This window comes from Myxococcus hansupus (genome assembly GCF_000280925.3).
GTDB lineage: Bacteria > Myxococcota > Myxococcia > Myxococcales > Myxococcaceae > Myxococcus > Myxococcus hansupus.
The window spans coordinates 4,475,731-4,493,450 of the sequence record NZ_CP012109.1; the positions used below are offsets into that span (position 1 = coordinate 4,475,731).

The following is a 17,720-nucleotide window of genomic DNA, read 5'->3' on the forward strand; positions in this document are numbered from 1 at the left end:
ACAGGGGGCGCACGGGAATGGCCGTCGAGGCGGAAGAGCACGAGCTACGGGAAACGGTTCGCAAGTTGGAAGCCACGGTCGCGACGCTGGAGGCCCGGCTGGCCCGGCTCGAGGACGCCCAGGTGCGTCCCGCGGAGCCCCGGCAGGTGGTCACCGGCCCCTTCACGCAGCCCCACACACCCGTGGCGCCCGCGCCGGCGAAGGCGCGGCGGGACCTGGAGGCGCACCTCGGCACGTACTGGCTGAGCCGGGTGGGCATCGTCGCGCTCATCATCGGCATCGCGTACCTCATCACCTCCTACTTCGGTGAGCTGGGCATGCTGGCGCGCGTGGCGGCCGGCTACCTGTTGAGCGCGGGCCTGGGCGCCTTCGGCCTGTGGCTGTCGCGGCGGCACCAGCTCTTCGGCCGCATCATCTTTGGCGGAGGCCTGGCCCTGGCCTACTTCGTCACCTATGCGCTGCACTTCCTGCCCTCCGTGCGGGTCATTGAAAGTCAGACGCTCGCGCTGGTCCTGCTGGCCGCGGTGGTGGTGACCATCGTGGTCATCGCGCAGCGGATGCATTCCGAGACGGTGGCCGGCATCGCGCTCTTCCTCGGTCTGCACACGGGGATGATGAGCGACATCACCACGTTCACCCTGCTGTCCACCACGATGCTGGCCGCGGGCGCGCTCTTCTTCCTCGTGCGGAACCGTTGGGTCGTCGTGCCCCTGTCCAGCCTGGTGGCCGTGTACTCCACGCACATCGTCTGGGCGCTGCGCAATGACGCCGTGGCACCCGGTGCGCCCAGCAGCGAGCGGCTCATGTTGAGCCTGGGGTTCCTCGCCCTCTACTTCATGCTCTTCACGGTGGCGCTGCTGACACGCCCCCGCGAGCTGTCCACGGTCGCGTGTCTCGCCTTCGCGCTGATCAACTGGGGTGGCCTGCTGCTGCTCGGCGGCTACGAAGTGGCGCAGTGGAGCGATGGGCGACTCTTCCTCTTCTTCGTGGTGCTGGCGCTCGCCCAGGCCGGAAGCGCCGTGGTGGCCCGGGAGCAACGCGCGCCCCCGGCCCTCTTCCACGCGTACCTCTTGTTGTGCGTGTTGACGCTGGCGGCGGCCATGCCGGCGGAGTTCAGCCGCTCCGCGCTGGTGATGGCCTGGACGGCCACGGGCGCCACCGCGGCGCTCGCCTCCCGGAGCCTGGGCGCGCCGCTGCTGCGCTGGGCGGGCATGCTCATCCTCTTCACCGCGTTGGGCACCTGCTACTTCTTCATCCCCAAGCAGGCCTTGTTGCAGGCCGTGCTGCTCGCCGCCTTCGTGCTCGCGGAGCGCGTGCATGTCCTGCCCCTGCCCACCCTCATGGCCTCACGCCCTCACGCCACGGAGGGGCTGCTGCACGCGGCGGGTGCGGCGGGCGCGGGGCTGGCCCTGGTGGGGCTGGTGAGCGCGTGGATGCCGTCGGGGCTGACGACGCTGGGCTGGGTGGTGGCCGCCTTCGGCCTGTTCGCGCTGGGGTTCGCGCTGCGGGAGCGCTGGTACCGGCTGGCGGCGCTCGCCGTGCTGGCGTTCGCGCTGCTCCGCCTGTTGCTGGTGGACCTGGCCCGCCTTCCGACCAACCAGCGCATCGTCACGTTCATCCTGCTCGGCGTGATGATGCTCGTCATTTCGTACACGTACACCCGGCTGCGGGACCGGAAGAGTTGACGCCCCGCCCGTCGTGCCGCAATCCGACGGGCGCAGCCATTTCCACGACAGAGCCCCAGAGCCCGCCATGTCCACGACCCTCCGCGACGAACGCGACTACTTCGAGCGCATCTACACCGTCACCTGCCAGGTGCCACACGGGAAGGTGGCCACCTACGGGGACATCGCCACCATCGTCGGCGACGGCTGCGACGCGCGCATCGTCGGCCATGCCCTGGGCGCCCTGGGCTCGCGCGCGGACACCGTGCCGTGGCAGCGCGTCATCAACCGCACCGGCGGTATCAGCACCTCCGGCCACGGACAGCGTGAGGCGCTGGAGGCGGAGGGCGTCACCTTCGATGAACGTGAGCAGGTGCGCATGGACACGCACCACTGGACCGGGCCGAGCGAGGACTGGGCGCGCGCGCATGGCTTCCAGCCCCTGCCCCCGCGTGCGGGCAAACCCGCGGACGCGCAAATGCGTCTGTTCTGAACAAGCGCCTGCCCTCCCGTCTGCTTGCCTCTGGGAGCAGACGCGCGAAAGTTCGGATTCCGGCCATCAGGTCGGCGTCCAAACATGTCGCTCGCGCTGCTCCGCTGGGGTGTCTTTCTCCTCTTGTGTTGGTTCGCGCCCCAGGCCCTCGCCGGTGAAGCAAACAGCCGGCGACCCACGGCCCGGGGAGCGAAGCTCGTCCGCCTCAAGAACGGACAACTGCTGCAACGCGACGCCGCGTCCGCGTACCAGCAGATGAAGGCCGAAGCGCGCACGAAGAACATCTACCTCTGGGTCCGCAGCGGCTACCGCTCTCCCGCGAAGCAGCGCCGGCTCTACGAACGCTATCGCAAGGGCAAGGGGCCTCAGGCCGCGAGGCCGGGTCGCTCCAATCATCAGCGCGGGCTCGCGGTGGACCTGGTCATCGGCGACGTCACCACCCCCACCTACGACTGGCTCGTGTCGAACGCCTGTCGCTTCGGCTTCAAGCGCACGGTGCGCTCGGAGCCGTGGCACTGGGAGTACCGCCCGCGCACGACACGCGAGCCCGAGCCCGGCTTCGACTGCGTGGGCCGTCCCTTGAAGCTCCCGCGTCCGGAGACGCCTTCCGTGGCGAGCACGGAGAAGAGCTGACGGCGGCGCGCTAACCCCAAATGCGGGGAGTCGTCAATGCGACTCCAGGACGTTCCGACCTCACGGGTTGGACCCACTTGTCCGGGGGGACTGATTTTTATCAGACACATCGACTACGGTGTGTCCCCATGCTCGTTGTCCCATCCAACCTCGATGCGGTCACCGTCCACGCGGCGGGCGCGCTCTGCACGCGTCTCGCCACGATTCCATCGGCGGGAGGAAATCTCCCCTCGCAGGTGAGAATCAACGGTCTGCCTTTGTCGTTACAGCCGGGCTCGCTGAGGGCCTCCGTCATCCGGGGCCCCGCGGGACTCGGGGTGCGGGACCTCCGCCCCACCTACGACGTCCAACTCCCGCCGGAGCTCGACGTGCCCGCGGTGTACCGCGCGCTGGATGATGCCGAGTTCCACCACATGCGCCTCGAATCGCAACTGTCACGGGTGGCACAGGAGCTGGAGGCCCTGTCCAAGCTCTCGCCCGGGTTCCCGCCCCGGCCCAAGGACGGCCCTTCCGAGCCGAGGGAAGCGCCCGTGGCGGCGATGATGTCCCTCATGTCCTTCGTGGATGCCGAGATGGCCACGCTCCACACGCGCAAGCTGGACCTGGAACGGCAACTGCGAGACGCCGAGCATGCGCTCAACCTGTGCCGCCTCCGCGCGGCCGCGACGTCTCCCGAGCTGCGCGGTGAGCGGGCTCGCATCTACCGTGGCGTCGTCTTGACGCTCACGGGCCCGCTTCCCGCGGACCAGGGTGCGCAGCTCGCGCTCGAGTATGCCGTCCAGGGCGCCCGCTGGGTGCCCACGTACGACTTGCGGCTGCCTCGGACGCTCGAGGAGGGAACGCTGCGCATGCGCGCCTCCGTGCTCCAACGCACCGGCGAAGATTGGACGGGTGTGAAGCTGTCCGTCTCCACCGCCGACGTCGCGCGGAACGCCGAGGTCCCCGAGCTGAAGGCGCTGCGCATCGGCCGCCACCAGCCCCCTCCGGCACGCTCGGGCTGGCGCGAGCCCCCAGCGGGTCTGGACGAACTGTTCGCGGGCTATGACGCGGCGATCGCCTCCGCGCCGGCCCCCACGCCTGGCGAGCCCCTCTTCGGCTCCGCGGTGCGCAGCGCTCCAGATCCCCAGGACGTCAGCAAGGAGGCCCCCCGCGGAGGGGCTGGGCCGCAGCGCGAGGCCAGGAACAAGAGCGATCTGGCCGCCCCGGACATGGCCGCGCCCCCCGGCGCTCCGCGAGGAGCGCCCCGGCCCCCAGCCCCCGCCGCGCCCGCCATGCCCGAGAAGATGAAGCGCATGTCGTCGGCCTCGGCACCGTCGCGCGCCAGCAAGCCGCGCGCGGCGCCCATGGAGGTCCTGGACGCGCCACCGGAGATGGACTTCGACGAAAGCGAAGAGGCCCTGAGCGACGAAGGCGGCACGTTGGGTGGGGGCGGCGGCGGCGCCGAGGACCGCGCCACGCCGAGGCAGGAGCCCTCCGATGCGCTGCTGGATTACGACCGGCTGGATCTGGCTTCCGCGGAGGCCCCCGGCGCCCGCGGCAGGCTCCGCCCCCGGCCCGCGAACGTCGCCCGGGAACTCCAGGTGCTGACGGCGATGAACGTTCACGTCAACATCACCACCCTCATCTCGGTGCGCGAGCAGGAGACCTCCGCCATCTGGACGGTGCCCGCCCCCGCCTGGTCCCAACCGCCCCGCGCCACGTCCCAGCACTTCGATGCGCGCTTCGACGTGGAGGCCCGCGCGGACGTGCCTTCCGACGCGGTCTGGCACACCGTGCCCGTGCTCACGGTCCCCATGGGCCTGGCCGCCGAATACGTGTGCGTCCCCTCCGTGGAGCCGCGCGCCTTCCGCACGGTCCGGCTGGAGAACCGGACGCCGTATCCGCTGCTGGCCGGTCCCGTGGACGTCACGCTGGAGAATGAGTTCCTGATGACGTCCCCGCTGCCCACCATGGCGCCCGGCTCGACGCAGCGGCTGGGGCTGGGCGTGGAGGAGTCCATCAAGGTCGCGCGCAACACGCGCTTCGACGAGGCCACGGGAGGCATGTTCGGAGGCTCGACGATGCTCACGCACCAGGTCTCGGTGGAGCTGGCGAACCGGCTGTCCAGCCGCGTCCTCGTCGAGGTGTGCGAGCGCGTCCCCAGCGTTCCGCTCAGCGCGGAGAAGGACATCAAGGTGGAGGAAATGGAGGTGGCGCCGGTGTGGCAGAAGCGCACGCCCCTGCCCGGAGAGCCCAAGGTGGAGGGCGAACGCGCGTGGCGCGTGGTGCTCCAACCCGGTGAGGCACAAACCCTGAAGGCGACATGGACCGTCAAGATTCCCGGCAACAAGATGCTCGGGGGCGGGAACCGGAGGACATGATGGGAACCCTCTTCACACTGCCGGTGGTCAAGGTCACCGTCCTGGAGGACCGGGCGCTCGTCGAGCGGCGAGGCGAAATCCCGCTGTCCACGGGCCCCCAGCGCCTGCTCATCCAGGGCCTGTCTCCGCTCGCCGTGGACCGTTCGCTCCAGGCGAAGGTCTCGGGGGGAACCATCTCCCAGGCGCGCATCCGCCGCACCGCCCTGCCCGTCACGCCCGAGGCCCAGCGCGTACACCGCACCCAGGTAGGCCAGCGCATCGCCGAGCTGGAGGAGGACGCCCGGCGCGCGGACGCGGAGGCGTCGCGGCTGGACATGCGCAAGCGGCTGCTCGAGTCCGCACGAGCCGACCTCTTCCGCGCCATCTCCGAGCAGACCGGCGCAGGACAGGCGCGGCCCGAGTCGTGGCGCGAACAGTTGGAAACCCTCCGGCGCGAGCAAGCGTCGGTCGACACGGCCGTGACGGACAACCTCCGACGAAGGAGCGAGGTGACGAGCGCCTTGGAGGAGGTGAAGGCCTCGCGGCCCTTCGCCGAGCCCTCCGAGGAGCTCAAGGTGGAGGTCCAGGCCGAGCTCGAGGTGGGCCACCCCACGGGCGGCCCCGCCACGGTCTCCGTCACCTACCTGGTGCCCTGCACGGCGTGGCGCCCCTCCTACCGGGCCACGCTGGCCCGCGACGCCGCTGGCGAATCCGTGACGCTGGAGTGCGAGGCCGTCGTCTGGCAGCGCACCGAGGAGGAGTGGAAGGACGTGGAGCTGGCCTTCTCCACCGCGCGCCCCACCCTGGGCGCGACGCCGCCCCGGCTCCAGGAAGACCGGCTGTGGCTGCGCGACAAGACGGAGCGCGAGCGGCAGGTGGTGGAGGTGGCGATCCGCGAGGAGGTCATCCAGACCACGGGCGAGCCCGGCGCGGCCCGCGGCGAGGACACCCTGCCCGGCATGGATGACGGCGGTGAGGCGCTGACCCTCTCCTCGCCCCATCGCGCGACGGTGCCCTCGGACGGCGAGCCCTACCGCGTTCCGCTCTTCCAGTTCACCGCGCCGGCGAAGTCCGAGCTGCTCGCCTGCCCCGAGCAGTCGGTGCTGGTGCATCGGGTGGCCCGCTTCGACAACACGGGTCCGTCGGTGCTGCTGGCCGGGCCGGTGAATCTGGTGCGCACCAGTGGCTATGTGGGGCGTGCGCAGCTTCGCTTCACTGGCAAGGGCGAGCGCGTGAAGCTGGGCTTCGGAAGCGAAGACGCGCTGCGCGTGTCCCGCACGGAGGACCAGGGGCGAGAGACCAGCCGCCTGACGGGCCGCAAGGTGACGACGCACAAGGTGCGGCTGTTCCTCTCCAACATGGGCGCGCAGGCGGTGCCCGTGGCCATCGAGGAGCGAATCCCCGTCTCCGAGGTGGAGTCGGTGGAGGTGCAGTTGCTGCGGGAACACACGAAACCCGCGCCTTCACGGGTGAGCGAGGATGGCATCGTCCGCTTCGAGCTGACGGCCGCGCCGCGCTCGCAGCAGGAGCTGGCGATGGACTACGTGGTGACGAGCGCGTCGAAGGTGGCGGGGCTCTGAGGCCATGAGGCTTCCACCGCGTAACAGCCCTTGAGGGCCGGGGCTTCCGCCGGGAGACTGGCGGAAGCATTCCTCGTCCGACAGGAGACCCCATGAGCCTCATCCGCGCGGTGTGCACAGTCAGCGTGTTGGTGTCCTCCACCCTTTCGTCGGTGGCCCTGGCCGCGGAGCCTCCCGAAGAGGCGGGGCCGCCGCCACAGCTCTCCGTCGAAGTGGGCGGGACCTTGGCGACAATGCGCCACCCGGCGACGGAGGTGCCCACGATTCGCTCACAGGTGCGGACGGTGAACGCACGTCGAAGCGCGGCGCGCCTGTCCGGCGGACTCCACTTCAACCTGGTCCGGGGCTCGGACCGGAGCGACTGGTGGTGGACGAACGGCATCGACTGGTACCTGGCCGGCGGCGACGTCCAGGTCCTTGCGCTGCGGCCGGGGTTGGAGAAGCGGTTCACGCTGACGCGGTCGTTGACGCTGGGCGTGAGCGCGTTTGGCAGCGCGGCGGAGGCGTCCCTTCCCACGGGGAGGGTCAACGCGCTGCGCCCCGGAGACCCGGGCTACCGGCCCGTGGGAGGCAACAACCTCTACGAAGGCCGCATGCGGAAGTGGGCTTTTGGCGCGGGCGGCCTGGTGGCGCTCCAACTCCAGCTCTCCCGCCTCGTGCATGCCCGGGTCCACGGGGGCTACACCCACTACTTCCGGGAGGCGGACGGCCTCAGGTCCACCGCTGAGGCCGAGCCCTTCACGGTGCGGCTCAACGGACCCTTCGCCGGAGCGCTCGTCGGACTGATGCTCTGACCCGCGATGCGCCCCGTGAGGAAGGAAGGGAGCGGACTCCCTTCCCTCCTGGGGATTCAGCGTCTACGGACTACGGGCTGAACATGCCGGTGAGCACGCTGGCGCGGGCTCGAGGCAGCGCGCGCTTGAAGGGGCTCGTCGCGAGGTTCGAACCGGGCTGGTACCAGCTCTGGATTTCCGCGAAGTACGTCCCGCCCGGCCGCAGCACGTCCGGGGGGAGGTGCACGCTCTGGAGGTCCGTGTGCAGCATCGCCACGCGCGACGCGGTGGTGGCGCCGTTGCTCGTCCCCAGCCGGTAGATGTTCACCACGTAGTTCGTGGCCGTGCCGACCGACGGCTTCGACCAGCGCAGCGAGGCGTCGACCCCCACGCCCGTGAGGTTCTGGAACGCGCCACGCGTGTTCACCAGGGGCGCCACCACCGGCCCGACGAGGGGCTCCACGGGCGCGGCGGTGAACGCGCTCTCCTCCTGCTCCACGCGGATGTCCACGTTCATCGTGTAAGGCGTCGCGGTCCCCAGCGCGTAGCTCTTCGTGAAGCCAGCGGAGGCGGACGCCACCTTCTGCCACGTGGCCGGGAGCGGGTTGTTGTAGGTCATGCTCCCCGTGACGATGTCCGTCCGCAGCGAGTCAGGATTGAGCTTCACGAGCAACGGCGGCCCGCTGATGGCCGCGCCCGCCGAGCTCAGCGCGGCCGGCCGGGAGGACATCCAGATCTCGTTGTACGTGCTGACCGCGGTCGGATTCACCAGGGTGCGCATGGCTTCGAAGGCCGAACGTCTCCAGTCCACCGAGAAGGTGCCGGTCGCGGCAGGCTGGGTGAAGTTTCCGCTGATGGAGTTGGGCTGCCCCTCCACCTGGGTCACGCTCGAGAGGAACACCTTGTGCATCCCGCGGTAGGGCACGCCATTCGCGCTCGTCTGAGACCGCATCTGAGCCAGGGAGAGCAAGTCCCCACGGCTGCTATCGAGCAGGACGGGGTTGGCCAGTCTGGCGTAATCGAAACTCAATCCCGAGAGCGATGTGGCGCCCGTCAGGGGGCGTCCCGTGGCGATGGAGCCCGCGTAACCGAACGCGCCCGCATTCAACGAATACACGTCCAGATAATCCTCCGGCTGCCAGGGAGACATGCCGGTGGCGGAAACCGTCAAGGGCGTGGGCTGCGAGACCAAGGTGCCATCGCGGCCCCACGCCGTGGAGCCCAGGTCGAACGTGCGGCTGGTGCTCACCAGGTAGCGCGAGCCCAGCTTCAGATACACGCGGCCCGAGGGAACATTCGGCACGGAGATGGTGCCATCCGCGGAGCCCGTGCCCGGGTAGGCCGTGAACGTCCCGGTCGAAGAATCCCGCGTGTATGCCACCACAGACGTGGCGGACTGGTCGTAAGGCTTCGTCTCGTTGCCCGACATGGCGATGAAGGTGACCTGGCTGCTCCCGGTGACCTGGGTGGACAGGCCTTGCGTCACTTCGGAGGCCGCGTCCAGTGACGCGGGGGCATCCACTGCCTCGGCCTCATCGAGCCCACCGCAGCCAACCCCTGCCATGCCGACCAGCAGCCCGACTGAAATCAATGACACTTTCATGGTGAAAGAAACCCTTTCGGCGGCGCGCAGAATCGCGCAGCGCAGGGAGATTCATATCGGGCCGGTCTGACTTTTTCGGAGGCGCTCCGAGGCCGTTTTTTCTCAGTCCCGAAGAGGCCCCTTGGTCGTCGCGTTGCGGTTGAGGCTCTTCGGGAGCAGGCGCTTCTTCATGCGCTCCTCCTGAAGCACCTGGTCGAGCGCGGCGCGAACGTCGGGAGGCAGCGGCGCGCCAGAGACAGCGCTGCAACGGTTCCGCGTCTCCAGCGGATCTTCCGAGAGGTCGTAACACTCGTACTCTCGAGGGATGAACCGCGCCGTGGCCACCTCGTCCGTGTTGCCAACGGCCCCCGCGAAGAAGCGCGGGTTGTCCGAGTAGCAACTGTACTTCCACAAGGTGTCTCCGGTGAGCTCCGGGAGCCGGGTGATGACCGTTTCAATGTGTTTGGGTTGGATGACGGCAGGGAACGCCTGGCCGGTGAGATTGTTCGTCATCTGGAGCCCGGACTCGACGTTGTCGTCCGTCATGAAATAGATGGGCGCGTGTTGCTCCGGCGTCTGGCCAAGCACCAGGCCCGAGAGGTCCCGCCCCACGAGCGGCTGGGCTTCCGAGTGATCCCGAGCCAGCTCCCGCCGCGTGGCATCGGCATCGATTCCGGCCAGACCGAGCAACGTCGGCATCAGGTCCACGTGCGACGTCACCAGCTCCGCCTTCCGTGGCTCCGGAAACAGGCGCGGGTTCGAGATGACGAACGGCACGTGCAACGTCTCCTGATAGGCGTTGTACCACTTCTGCATCATGCCGCCGTGTGAGCCTCACCCGTTTCGGTGGACGGGTTGACTACGCCGCCTACCTTCGCACTTCAGTCGTTCGCTCGTATTCCACTGGGCTGACGTAGCCGAGTGAGGAGTGACGACGCTTCCGGTTGTAGAACACCTCAATGTAATCGAACAGCACCCGTCGAGCCTCTTCGCGCGTCCGGAAGCTTCGCGTGTGGACAACCTCCAACTTCAAGCTGCTGAAGAAGCTCTCCACCACGGCATTGTCCCAGCAATTGCCCTTGCGGCTCATCGAGCAGGTGACTCCGTGCTCGTTGAGCCGCTCCCGGTAGTCCTCGCTGGCGTATTGGCAGCCCCTGTCGGAGTGATGAACCGCAGGCGCTTCGCGCCCGGGGAGCGACATGTTGAGGGCCCCTAGTCCTCTGACCGGGAGAAGTTTGGTGGGTCGTATCCGAATCTCGCCCGAGCCTTTGGGATGGTGAACCGCCAGCAGACTCGGAGTCGCTGGTGGTTGGCCCACTGCTCCCATGCGTCTGTTTCCTGGTCGAGCTTGTCGAGGGTTGGGATGCGCCGCTTGCCCAGGCACTGACGGGAGAGAAGGGAAATCTCTATCTCAGCTTGATTGAGCCAACTGCCGTGCACGGGCGTGAAATGCACAGTGAAGCGGCGCCAGAGTCGACGACCTGCTCGTACCCCGAATCGTACCTCCAAGGCTCGACAGGAGTGGGTGCTGAGGTTGTCGAGCACCAGGTGAATGGTTTCTGCTCTCGGGTAGTGGTTGGCAACGTCTCGCAGCGCTTCTGCGAACGCCTCGCTCTTCCTGTTGGAAGTAGCCTTCACGAAGTGCCAGCCCTCTTTGGGCTCCACTGCACAGAAGAGATTGGCGGTGCCGCAACGAAAGTAGGCGTAGTCTTGGCGAGCTTCCCGCCCAGGGCCGGCAGGTGAAGCAGGACGCACCCACTCCAGCAGTTGCACGGGCCTCTCATCGAAGCAGACGACAGGTTCCGCCGGGCATAGCGGGCGCGCGTACAGTTCCAGTACGTCCTCCATGCGCTCGATGTACTGAGCGTCCAGCTTTGGCACGCACCACATTTTTTTCCCGCCAAGGCTTCAAATCATGGCGCAGGAGTAGTTCGCGCACGGTCTCTCGCCCTACCTTCGCAACGAAGCCCCTGCGCACCGCCTCCTCGGCAATGAGGCGTACCGTCCAGCGGGCACGGCCCTCCGGCGGCGGCGCGCACACCATGGCGACTACTCGCTGGCCTGCCTCTCCGTCAGAAGCCGCGCCGCTCCGGGCCGTGGCCTCTCATGCAGCGCCCCGCCCAGCCCTTCCTTCAGGTAGCGGCGGCGTACGTTGCGCACCGTTGTTTGCGTGACGCCTACTGCCTCGGCCGCGCCCACCACCGTCCAGCCCTCGGCCAGCAACTGCAGTGCCCTCGCTCGCATCAACACACGCACCGACTCGCGCCCGCGGTGTGTCAGCGCCTCCAGCGCTGCGCTGTCCGCCTGCTTCAGCTTCAGCCCTTGATTCCGTGCGTGCCCCCTCATGCCTGGGGAACACGCGCGGACCGCCCGTTAATCTCCTCCCGGTCAGAGGACTAGTCCTACAGTTGTAGTTCGGAAGACTCCGCAGTCCTCCTCCTGTTGAAGGAACAGGAGGGGGAGGAGCGAGACTTCCCATGCGGCAACCATCAGACACAGAAGCCCAGGCACCGGAAGTCCGGCTGGTCGGCCGTCTCGTGACGGAGCTGGAGTCGATAGGCGCTTGGCTGCAGCCGCATTTCCGCCGGCGCGAGGCGCATGCCGCCGCCGTCGAGTACGTGAAATCCCTGCTGGGGCGGGCGCAGCGCAAGAATATGTGGGGCCTTTCGGAGGATGCAGGGCATCGAGCGCCCTATGCCTTCCAGCACCTGCTGCTGCGTGCGAAGTGGGATGCGGATGTAGTGCGGGACGACGTGCTGGAGTACGCGCGCCGGGCGCTGGGCGAAGGCGGCATTCTGGCGGTGGACGAGACGGGCTTCCTGAAGAAGGGAGCGAAGTCGGTGGGCGTCGCGCGCCAGTACACGGGCACGGCGGGCAAGGTGGAGAACGCACAGGTGGGCGTCTTCCTCTCGTACGCGACGCCTCACGGGCATGCGCTGGTGGACCGGGAGTTGTACCTACCGGAGTCGTGGGCGGAAGACGCTGGGCGCCGCGAAGTGGGAGGCATTCCGGACGAGGTGGGCTTTGAATCCAAGCCGGCACTTGCGCAAGGCATGCTGCAACGGGCGCTGGGCGCGGGACTGAAGCCCGCGTGGGTGGTGGGGGATGAAGTCTACGGGCGGGACACCACCCTGCGCCGCTTCCTTGAAGACTTGCACCAGCCCTACGTGCTGGCGGTGGCTTCCAACACGCACGTCTGGCGCGGCTTCTACCAGGTGAAGCCGGGCGACATGGTGAAGGACATCGCGCCAGAGGACTGGGTGCGCCTGTCCGCGGGAGCGGGTACCAAGGGGCCACGCCTTTACGACTGGGCGCGCATGCGTCTCAACCGACACCTGGGCCTCTCGCGGTGGCTGCTATTTCGCAGAGGCCTCGTGGACGGCAAGGTGGCCTTCTACGTCGCCCATGCCCGACGCAATGCCTCGCTGGAGTCGATGGTGCGCGCAGCGGGCAGTCGGTGGGCCGTGGAGGAGGACTTCGAATCCGCCAAGAACGAGGTGGGGCTCGCCGACTATGAGGTGCGCACCTGGACGGCTTGGCATCGGCACATGACGTTGTGCCTGGTGGCCCACGTCTTTCTCGCTGCCGCGCGTGCCATGGCCAATCTGCAACTCCAGGAGGGGCTGCCCCCAAAAGCGCTCGGCCTGCCGAGACGCAGAAACCCAATGCGAGCGTTTCTCGTCCGGCGCGGCCTTCACTGACGGCATTCGTCCGCTACTCCTTCCAGGAAGTGCGAGCGCTTCTGGTGGCGCTCCTGCGGCGTGCAGAGGCTTCGATTGCACATGTCCTGGACTGGAGTCGCTGGCGACGCCACCACCAAACCGTGGCTATGCAGTGCCACTACCGCGCCCGAAAGGCGCGGTTCAAACTGCAACTGTAGGACTAGAGCTACATCAACGGGCCCTGGGATAACTTCCCAGGGCCTGTTTCAAGCATACGAGCAAGGCCTCATTCGTGGCGGCGCTCGCTGGGATTGCGCCTCACGCTCTCACAATGCACGGAAAACACAGATCCAACCCCATATCATTCGCGATCAATCCACAGCCGCATCCAGATAGGCATTTAGTGGGCCAGTGTTCGGGCGACGACTGTACCACCAACCTCGGCTCTCTTCCGGCATGAGGAATTCCGACAAGCTTTGTCCTCCATCATCCCGGGTGACCTTGCGAAACGCCTCATCGGCTTCGTCGACCAACCTTCGCAGCAGTTCGCTGTGATGCCCAGGGAGTTTTCCAATGATGTTCTCAAGCCCATTCCGAGAATACAGCGAGTAAATATAATCATCAATTCCACCCGTATACTCGTCAAGCGTGTATGCCAGATCCTGCCAAAGTGCAAGGCTGTGCTCGACTGGATGACCGCGCCCCTCCCAAACGTGGGCCCGCATGTACGCCGTCATCTCCTTCAGAGCTGCAAGTTCGGATTCGGAACATCGCGGCTGAATTCTCATGAACACACCAATCAAAAACACTTCAAAAACAAACAAAGACCAGACTCAACTAGCTACTTTTTCCTCAATTCACTTCGAAGAGTTTTGACGTATTCCTTGTAATTGGATTTGTCGGTCCCTTCGATCGTCGGCCTCATGGCGGTGCCCAAATCAGGATGACCAGGGTCGTGAATCACAACAGTCTCTGACTCAGGGTCAATATATGCAGTTCGACCTCTCTTCAAGGGGATAACCCTTCCCTCAGTCGCCTTGGCCTCTTCAATCACTTCATCAATGAACCCTGGAAGAGCTTCCTCTGTGATTCCTATTTCCTCAAATTCTCCTTCGTGTTTTCCGGCAGCATGCCCTCGCCCGATAGACTCTCCCAAAGTGGGAGCTGCCTCTTCCTCACTACCTTCGGACAAGTGCGGCATGACCTTGGCTGCGATATAGGCAGTCGCGATGGTCGCCCCAACTGCAGCTGCCGCGACTGCCGCCTCGCAAACACCGCCGACGCACACGAGCCCCAGGAGGAGAGGGACCGCCTTACCGGAAGGGTCTGTATAGTACACCGGATTGTTGTGCGCATAGGCATAGGCCGGAACGCCCATGCCTCGTTGCGCTGCATTCAGCGCATATGCTGGGTCCTGAAGCATAGGATCCGGGCCAAAATACCGCCCTATAGCAGCGTCGTAATACCGATTCCAGTTCTCGAAGAGGTCTGTCTCCGCATCGTGATACTGCCCGGGAAACCGAAGGGGCGTCCAAACGGGAGAGGCACCAACCTGGAACCGACGATACTCGAATCCAGACAGAGAAGCTTCATCGTCATTCTGTGCCGTGGTTTTCGAGGCACGATACATCACCTGAAGTGACCCGTCGGCCTCGACGCCCGTCCACGGCGTAACCGGAAGGAATCCCTGGTCATGATGAATCATTGACGACAATCCATTCACGCCAGTCATCGGAGCGCCGGCACCATCAGCGAGATAGACGCGACTGTCCGTGTTCTGAAAATCAACAAAGGACGCGCGCAGACGAACCTGCGTCGTGGTTGCCGTAGAGGTCGGAGCCTGCAAGGTTGCCATCAATGCAGTCTGCTGCGGAGCAACCCCGAGCGGCGTGTCTACGACGAGGGCGGTACGATTGACATGTCCAAATGGATCATAATCAGCAACGCCCGAAACCAGACGACTGGAATTCATCGTAAGAACAGGCTTCCCCATTCTGTCCGTTACGACAAAATACAAGCCACAGGGAGCAGGCTCTCCATTGCGAGGACAATCTCCCACAAAATCGGCAACAGGCGGGCCATCCCGATTGACTCGCCGCTTGAAGAACGCAATCGGCCGACCAGCCAGCCAAATGTACTCATCATAAACGCCGTCCGCTGTCGCCGGATTGAGACTCGTGTGGCCTCGGTCTTCGATGAGGTTCACTCCGTCATAGAAGTACTCATCATCCAAAACGCTCCCGGTGGAGGCCCCCATGTAACGCTTCAGTCGACGCCGCCCTGCGACATCATAAAAATACTCATATCTTCTCCCGTCTGAATCCTCCACCTCGCGATAAACCGCACCGATCGCGGCATTCGTGCCATCCATCGAAGGGTCTAGATCAAGGTAGTTGATCGGGGACGATACGCTATCAGAATGCCTCTTGTGTCCCGCCACTCTCGTCACGCGGCCATCGGCATCATACTGGTACCGCTGTGTCACCGAAATTGGCCGGGCGCATGGAGGGGAACTACACGCGGGAACGGACAACGTGCGTGTCATCAACCTATCAGCAGATGTGCCACTTCCACTGTACTCAAAATCAAAACTCCATCCATCATGCAAATCAAACGTGCGATTTCCTCGCGTATCGTACTCATAGTAGCGACTTGAGAACGAACCACCCGCGCCCGCTGATGCGTTGGAGAGTTCCCTCGCGTGGCGCAACTGCAACCGGGAGTCATAACCCGCGACGCCACTTGACGACTCAGCATAGCGGATGGAGTTCGGCGGCACAGTCCCCGTCTCCAATAAGCACGTGTCTTCCTGCAGCAACTGGTCTGCTCGCCACGTGTAGACACGCTTGAAGATGTCGCCCATCACCCCGCCAGCTTCCGCCTTCGAAACCGTCAGTCCGAACATTCGCCCAGTTGAATCCGAGCCTGTCGAAAACGACGTGCTGCTGCAGCTCGTTATGGGCTGATTGGACCCGGTCCAATGGTACTCGACTTTTGCCTTCTGAGCTCCATCCGGAGCAGTAGGAGCAATCAGCACATAAGAGCGCAATCCAGCAAAAGGCTCCCACTGCACATTTTCTACCAGCGGCTGAAGTGACGACCACAATCCAGCGCCGTCTACAGTCGTGGCGGATACAGACTGGATTCGGTGGGAGCCAGGCGCCGGATGGTATTCATACAGCATACCTCTTCCACTCGGATACGTTTCACTCCTCAACCGTCCCGGACCATCGTAGTAGCGATGATGACCGCCTGTGAAAAAACAGGCGTCCGTGCGTGGCGGAACACCAGGTCGATTTCGCACACGATACTTACCAATCACATTCCCATGCACATCATATCGATACCACGTATCGCCGAACGAATCTGTCAGAACTTGAGGACGTCCCATGGACAATGAAGACAGACTCGCTGCATAAGCAGGGCATCCCCATGGCGGCGTCACCTGTTGATCATACCTGTACTCAAAAAGTGTCTCTCGGCTCAATCCGCCAACGCCGACGGGGAAGCGCACGGCCTCGGACTTCAAGACACGCCCCAGGCCGTCGTAGGTATTCTCCACCCACTGATGTCCGACGATGTTTCCCATGGTAGGCGTCTGATTCCGCACACGATTCCCTGCGGCGTCATACTCAAACCGATAAGCCCCTGTTTGACGCCAAGGCGTTACGGCTGAGACAACATTCCCGAAATCGTCGTGCCGATATTCAAAGGGAGGCTGCGTGCACTGACTGCAATCTCCCGCCGGGCCACTTCCGCCCGGGCAGCCTAGACGCACGGTTCGCAGATGTCCCGCATTGCTATATGTAAAACACGCCTTCACAGCGGGGCTATTGCTGCTTCCACTCTCTGGCGGCTCCATGAACCCAATCAACCTGCTCAGACGATCATACATGAACGCCTTGCACTGAGGGCTTGCGGGCATGCGGTGCTCCCCGGCACTGCTGGGGTCAAACCCGCCGCACAAGGGTTCGGGCGCAGTTGAACTCGATTGGTAGGGACTGCCCTGACCAATACGGTTGTTTGCCTTGTCGAACAGACTCACCTGGGAAAAGACATTCTCAGATGGACTGGCTGGGGCTGCCGCCCCCCAGGATTCGAAGGTTTGCCGCCCAAGCGGGTCGCCCTCGAAGTAACGCGTGCGGCGCACCTGGTTAGTGGCGTCCCGGTAAGTCTCACTCCGCAACTTGCCATCGTGATACGTGTAATCAACACGCTCGGAGTGAGTTGCTCCTGATGGGACACTCGAGAAAGCCTTCCACTGCAACAAGTGCGTGCGCTCGCCCCCAACGCATCCTTGCCCCAGCACGGTATTCCGCCTGAAGCAAAGCACCTCATAGCGACCGTCCATGCTTTTGATGTAGTCGCCATGCGTTACGCCATCGTCATAGCCGAATTCGGTGACCCGCTCGAGCGACGTTCCAACCGCTTCGACTTTCTTCACCAACTGGCTTCCTTCGTACACGAAGGAGGTCCCTACCCCATTGGCGTCCGTCGAAGCCAGCAATCGGCCTCGCGCGTCGTAGTCCTCGTGTTGAGTCACAATCGGCGTAGAGCTACAGCCATTCGGATACACCCTCTTAGCCTTCAAATGGCCGGCCCGGTTCCCGAGTTCATTATCGGGCCAATAGTCATAAACAACAGCAACCGCATTGGAATTGGCGCCACACGAAGTCGCCGAATCGTCCTCGACTTCACAAGGCCCTGAGACTGAACGCACGCGCCCCTTGAGGTCCTCCCCCCCCCAGAACAGACGTCACTCGTATCGTAAAATATCCCGACAGCTCGAGACACCCGCCCCCAGGCATTCGACACAGGATTGAATTTTAGCGTCTGTCCCGACTGAATCACACTCCGCAGGCGATTGGTCCTTGGATCATAATTCCTTCGAGTAGTCGCTTTGAGGCTAGGGCTCTCTTCCGCGAAGGCTGAAGGAGTAGACTCTGTCTCAACCAGCTGCTCGAATGCACGCCGGGCTGCGGGGCGTTCCGCGC

At 65.0% G+C, this 17,720-nt stretch carries 13 protein-coding genes and 1 pseudogene; 7 read left to right on the top strand and 7 right to left on the bottom strand.

Features of this window, described 5'->3' with window-relative positions; genetic code table 11:
• Nucleotides 1-17: 17 nt before the first annotated feature.
• The 6 genes from A176_RS16985 to A176_RS17010 all read left to right on the top strand — a co-directional run bounded on the left by A176_RS16985 (nt 18) and on the right by A176_RS17010 (nt 7,503).
• A complete protein-coding gene (locus A176_RS16985) occupies nt 18-1,685 on the top strand; it encodes a DUF2339 domain-containing protein (protein ID WP_002639404.1) in 1,668 nt (555 codons plus the stop codon).
• 67 nt (nt 1,686-1,752) lie between these two features.
• Nucleotides 1,753-2,157 carry an MGMT family protein gene (locus tag A176_RS16990; RefSeq protein WP_002639405.1) on the top strand — a complete coding sequence of 135 codons (405 nt, stop codon included), beginning with the start codon at nt 1,753-1,755 and terminating at the stop codon, nt 2,155-2,157.
• Nucleotides 2,158-2,241: 84 nt separating this feature from the next.
• Nucleotides 2,242-2,790: a M15 family metallopeptidase gene (locus A176_RS16995; RefSeq protein WP_002639406.1), complete on the top strand. Its 549-nt coding sequence runs from the start codon at nt 2,242-2,244 to the stop codon at nt 2,788-2,790.
• Nucleotides 2,791-2,918: 128 nt separating this feature from the next.
• Nucleotides 2,919-5,150, top strand: coding sequence for a DUF4139 domain-containing protein (locus tag A176_RS17000; RefSeq protein WP_044890456.1), 2,232 nt, complete (start codon nt 2,919-2,921; stop codon nt 5,148-5,150).
• Complete coding sequence (locus tag A176_RS17005) at nt 5,150-6,709, top strand: DUF4139 domain-containing protein (protein WP_002639408.1); 1,560 nt, start codon at nt 5,150-5,152, stop codon at nt 6,707-6,709. The genes A176_RS17000 and A176_RS17005 overlap by 1 nt, the downstream gene beginning before the upstream one ends.
• A 92-nt stretch (nt 6,710-6,801) precedes the next feature.
• On the top strand, nt 6,802-7,503 hold the full coding sequence (locus A176_RS17010) for a hypothetical protein (RefSeq protein ID WP_002639409.1): 702 nt from the start codon (nt 6,802-6,804) through the stop codon (nt 7,501-7,503).
• 70 nt (nt 7,504-7,573) lie between these two features.
• Here the strand turns inward: A176_RS17010 and A176_RS17015 are convergent, their stop codons facing one another.
• From A176_RS17015 to A176_RS17030, 5 genes and pseudogenes are all read right to left on the bottom strand, one after another.
• A complete protein-coding gene (locus tag A176_RS17015) occupies nt 7,574-9,085 on the bottom strand; it encodes a hypothetical protein (protein WP_002639410.1) in 1,512 nt (503 codons plus the stop codon).
• A gap of 102 nt (nt 9,086-9,187) precedes the next feature.
• Complete coding sequence (locus A176_RS17020) at nt 9,188-9,883, bottom strand: sulfatase-like hydrolase/transferase (RefSeq protein ID WP_002639411.1); 696 nt, start codon at nt 9,881-9,883, stop codon at nt 9,188-9,190.
• A gap of 49 nt (nt 9,884-9,932) precedes the next feature.
• Nucleotides 9,933-10,253, bottom strand: a pseudogene (locus A176_RS38035) (IS3 family transposase); the annotation flags it as partial.
• A gap of 23 nt (nt 10,254-10,276) precedes the next feature.
• On the bottom strand, nt 10,277-10,954 hold the full coding sequence (locus A176_RS38040) for an IS630 family transposase (protein WP_082282761.1): 678 nt from the start codon (nt 10,952-10,954) through the stop codon (nt 10,277-10,279).
• Between the two features lie 159 nt (nt 10,955-11,113).
• Nucleotides 11,114-11,410 (bottom strand): helix-turn-helix domain-containing protein, encoded by a 297-nt coding sequence (locus tag A176_RS17030; protein ID WP_002639413.1) that lies wholly within the window; start codon nt 11,408-11,410, stop codon nt 11,114-11,116.
• 131 nt (nt 11,411-11,541) lie between these two features.
• Here A176_RS17030 and A176_RS17035 point away from each other — a divergent pair, with 131 nt between their 5' ends.
• Nucleotides 11,542-12,765, top strand: coding sequence for an IS701 family transposase (locus A176_RS17035; protein ID WP_021781402.1), 1,224 nt, complete (start codon nt 11,542-11,544; stop codon nt 12,763-12,765).
• Between the two features lie 332 nt (nt 12,766-13,097).
• On the opposite strand, the gene A176_RS38700 is transcribed toward A176_RS17035, so the two are convergent.
• Both A176_RS38700 and A176_RS38705 read right to left on the bottom strand, forming a co-directional pair.
• Nucleotides 13,098-13,550 (bottom strand): hypothetical protein, encoded by a 453-nt coding sequence (locus tag A176_RS38700; protein ID WP_144429558.1) that lies wholly within the window; start codon nt 13,548-13,550, stop codon nt 13,098-13,100.
• Nucleotides 13,551-13,567: 17 nt separating this feature from the next.
• Entirely contained in the window at nt 13,568-17,170 is a 3,603-nt protein-coding gene (locus tag A176_RS38705; protein WP_193409895.1) for an RHS repeat-associated core domain-containing protein, read from the bottom strand.
• Between the last annotated feature and the right edge of the window lie 550 nt (nt 17,171-17,720).

What these genes read in the sequence shown, in the direction of transcription:
- A176_RS16985 (WP_002639404.1), top strand. Translation starts at nt 18, where the DNA reads ATGGCCGTCGAGGCGGAAGAGCACGAGCTACGGGAAACGGTTCGCAAG.
- A176_RS16990 (WP_002639405.1), top strand. Translation starts at nt 1,753, where the DNA reads ATGTCCACGACCCTCCGCGACGAACGCGACTACTTCGAGCGCATCTAC.
- A176_RS16995 (WP_002639406.1), top strand. Translation starts at nt 2,242, where the DNA reads ATGTCGCTCGCGCTGCTCCGCTGGGGTGTCTTTCTCCTCTTGTGTTGG.
- A176_RS17000 (WP_044890456.1), top strand. Translation starts at nt 2,919, where the DNA reads ATGCTCGTTGTCCCATCCAACCTCGATGCGGTCACCGTCCACGCGGCG.
- A176_RS17005 (WP_002639408.1), top strand. Translation starts at nt 5,150, where the DNA reads ATGGGAACCCTCTTCACACTGCCGGTGGTCAAGGTCACCGTCCTGGAG.
- A176_RS17010 (WP_002639409.1), top strand. Translation starts at nt 6,802, where the DNA reads ATGAGCCTCATCCGCGCGGTGTGCACAGTCAGCGTGTTGGTGTCCTCC.
- A176_RS17015 (WP_002639410.1), bottom strand. Translation starts at nt 9,085, where the DNA reads ATGAAAGTGTCATTGATTTCAGTCGGGCTGCTGGTCGGCATGGCAGGG.
- A176_RS17020 (WP_002639411.1), bottom strand. Translation starts at nt 9,883, where the DNA reads ATGATGCAGAAGTGGTACAACGCCTATCAGGAGACGTTGCACGTGCCG.
- A176_RS38040 (WP_082282761.1), bottom strand. Translation starts at nt 10,954, where the DNA reads ATGTGGTGCGTGCCAAAGCTGGACGCTCAGTACATCGAGCGCATGGAG.
- A176_RS17030 (WP_002639413.1), bottom strand. Translation starts at nt 11,410, where the DNA reads ATGAGGGGGCACGCACGGAATCAAGGGCTGAAGCTGAAGCAGGCGGAC.
- A176_RS17035 (WP_021781402.1), top strand. Translation starts at nt 11,542, where the DNA reads ATGCGGCAACCATCAGACACAGAAGCCCAGGCACCGGAAGTCCGGCTG.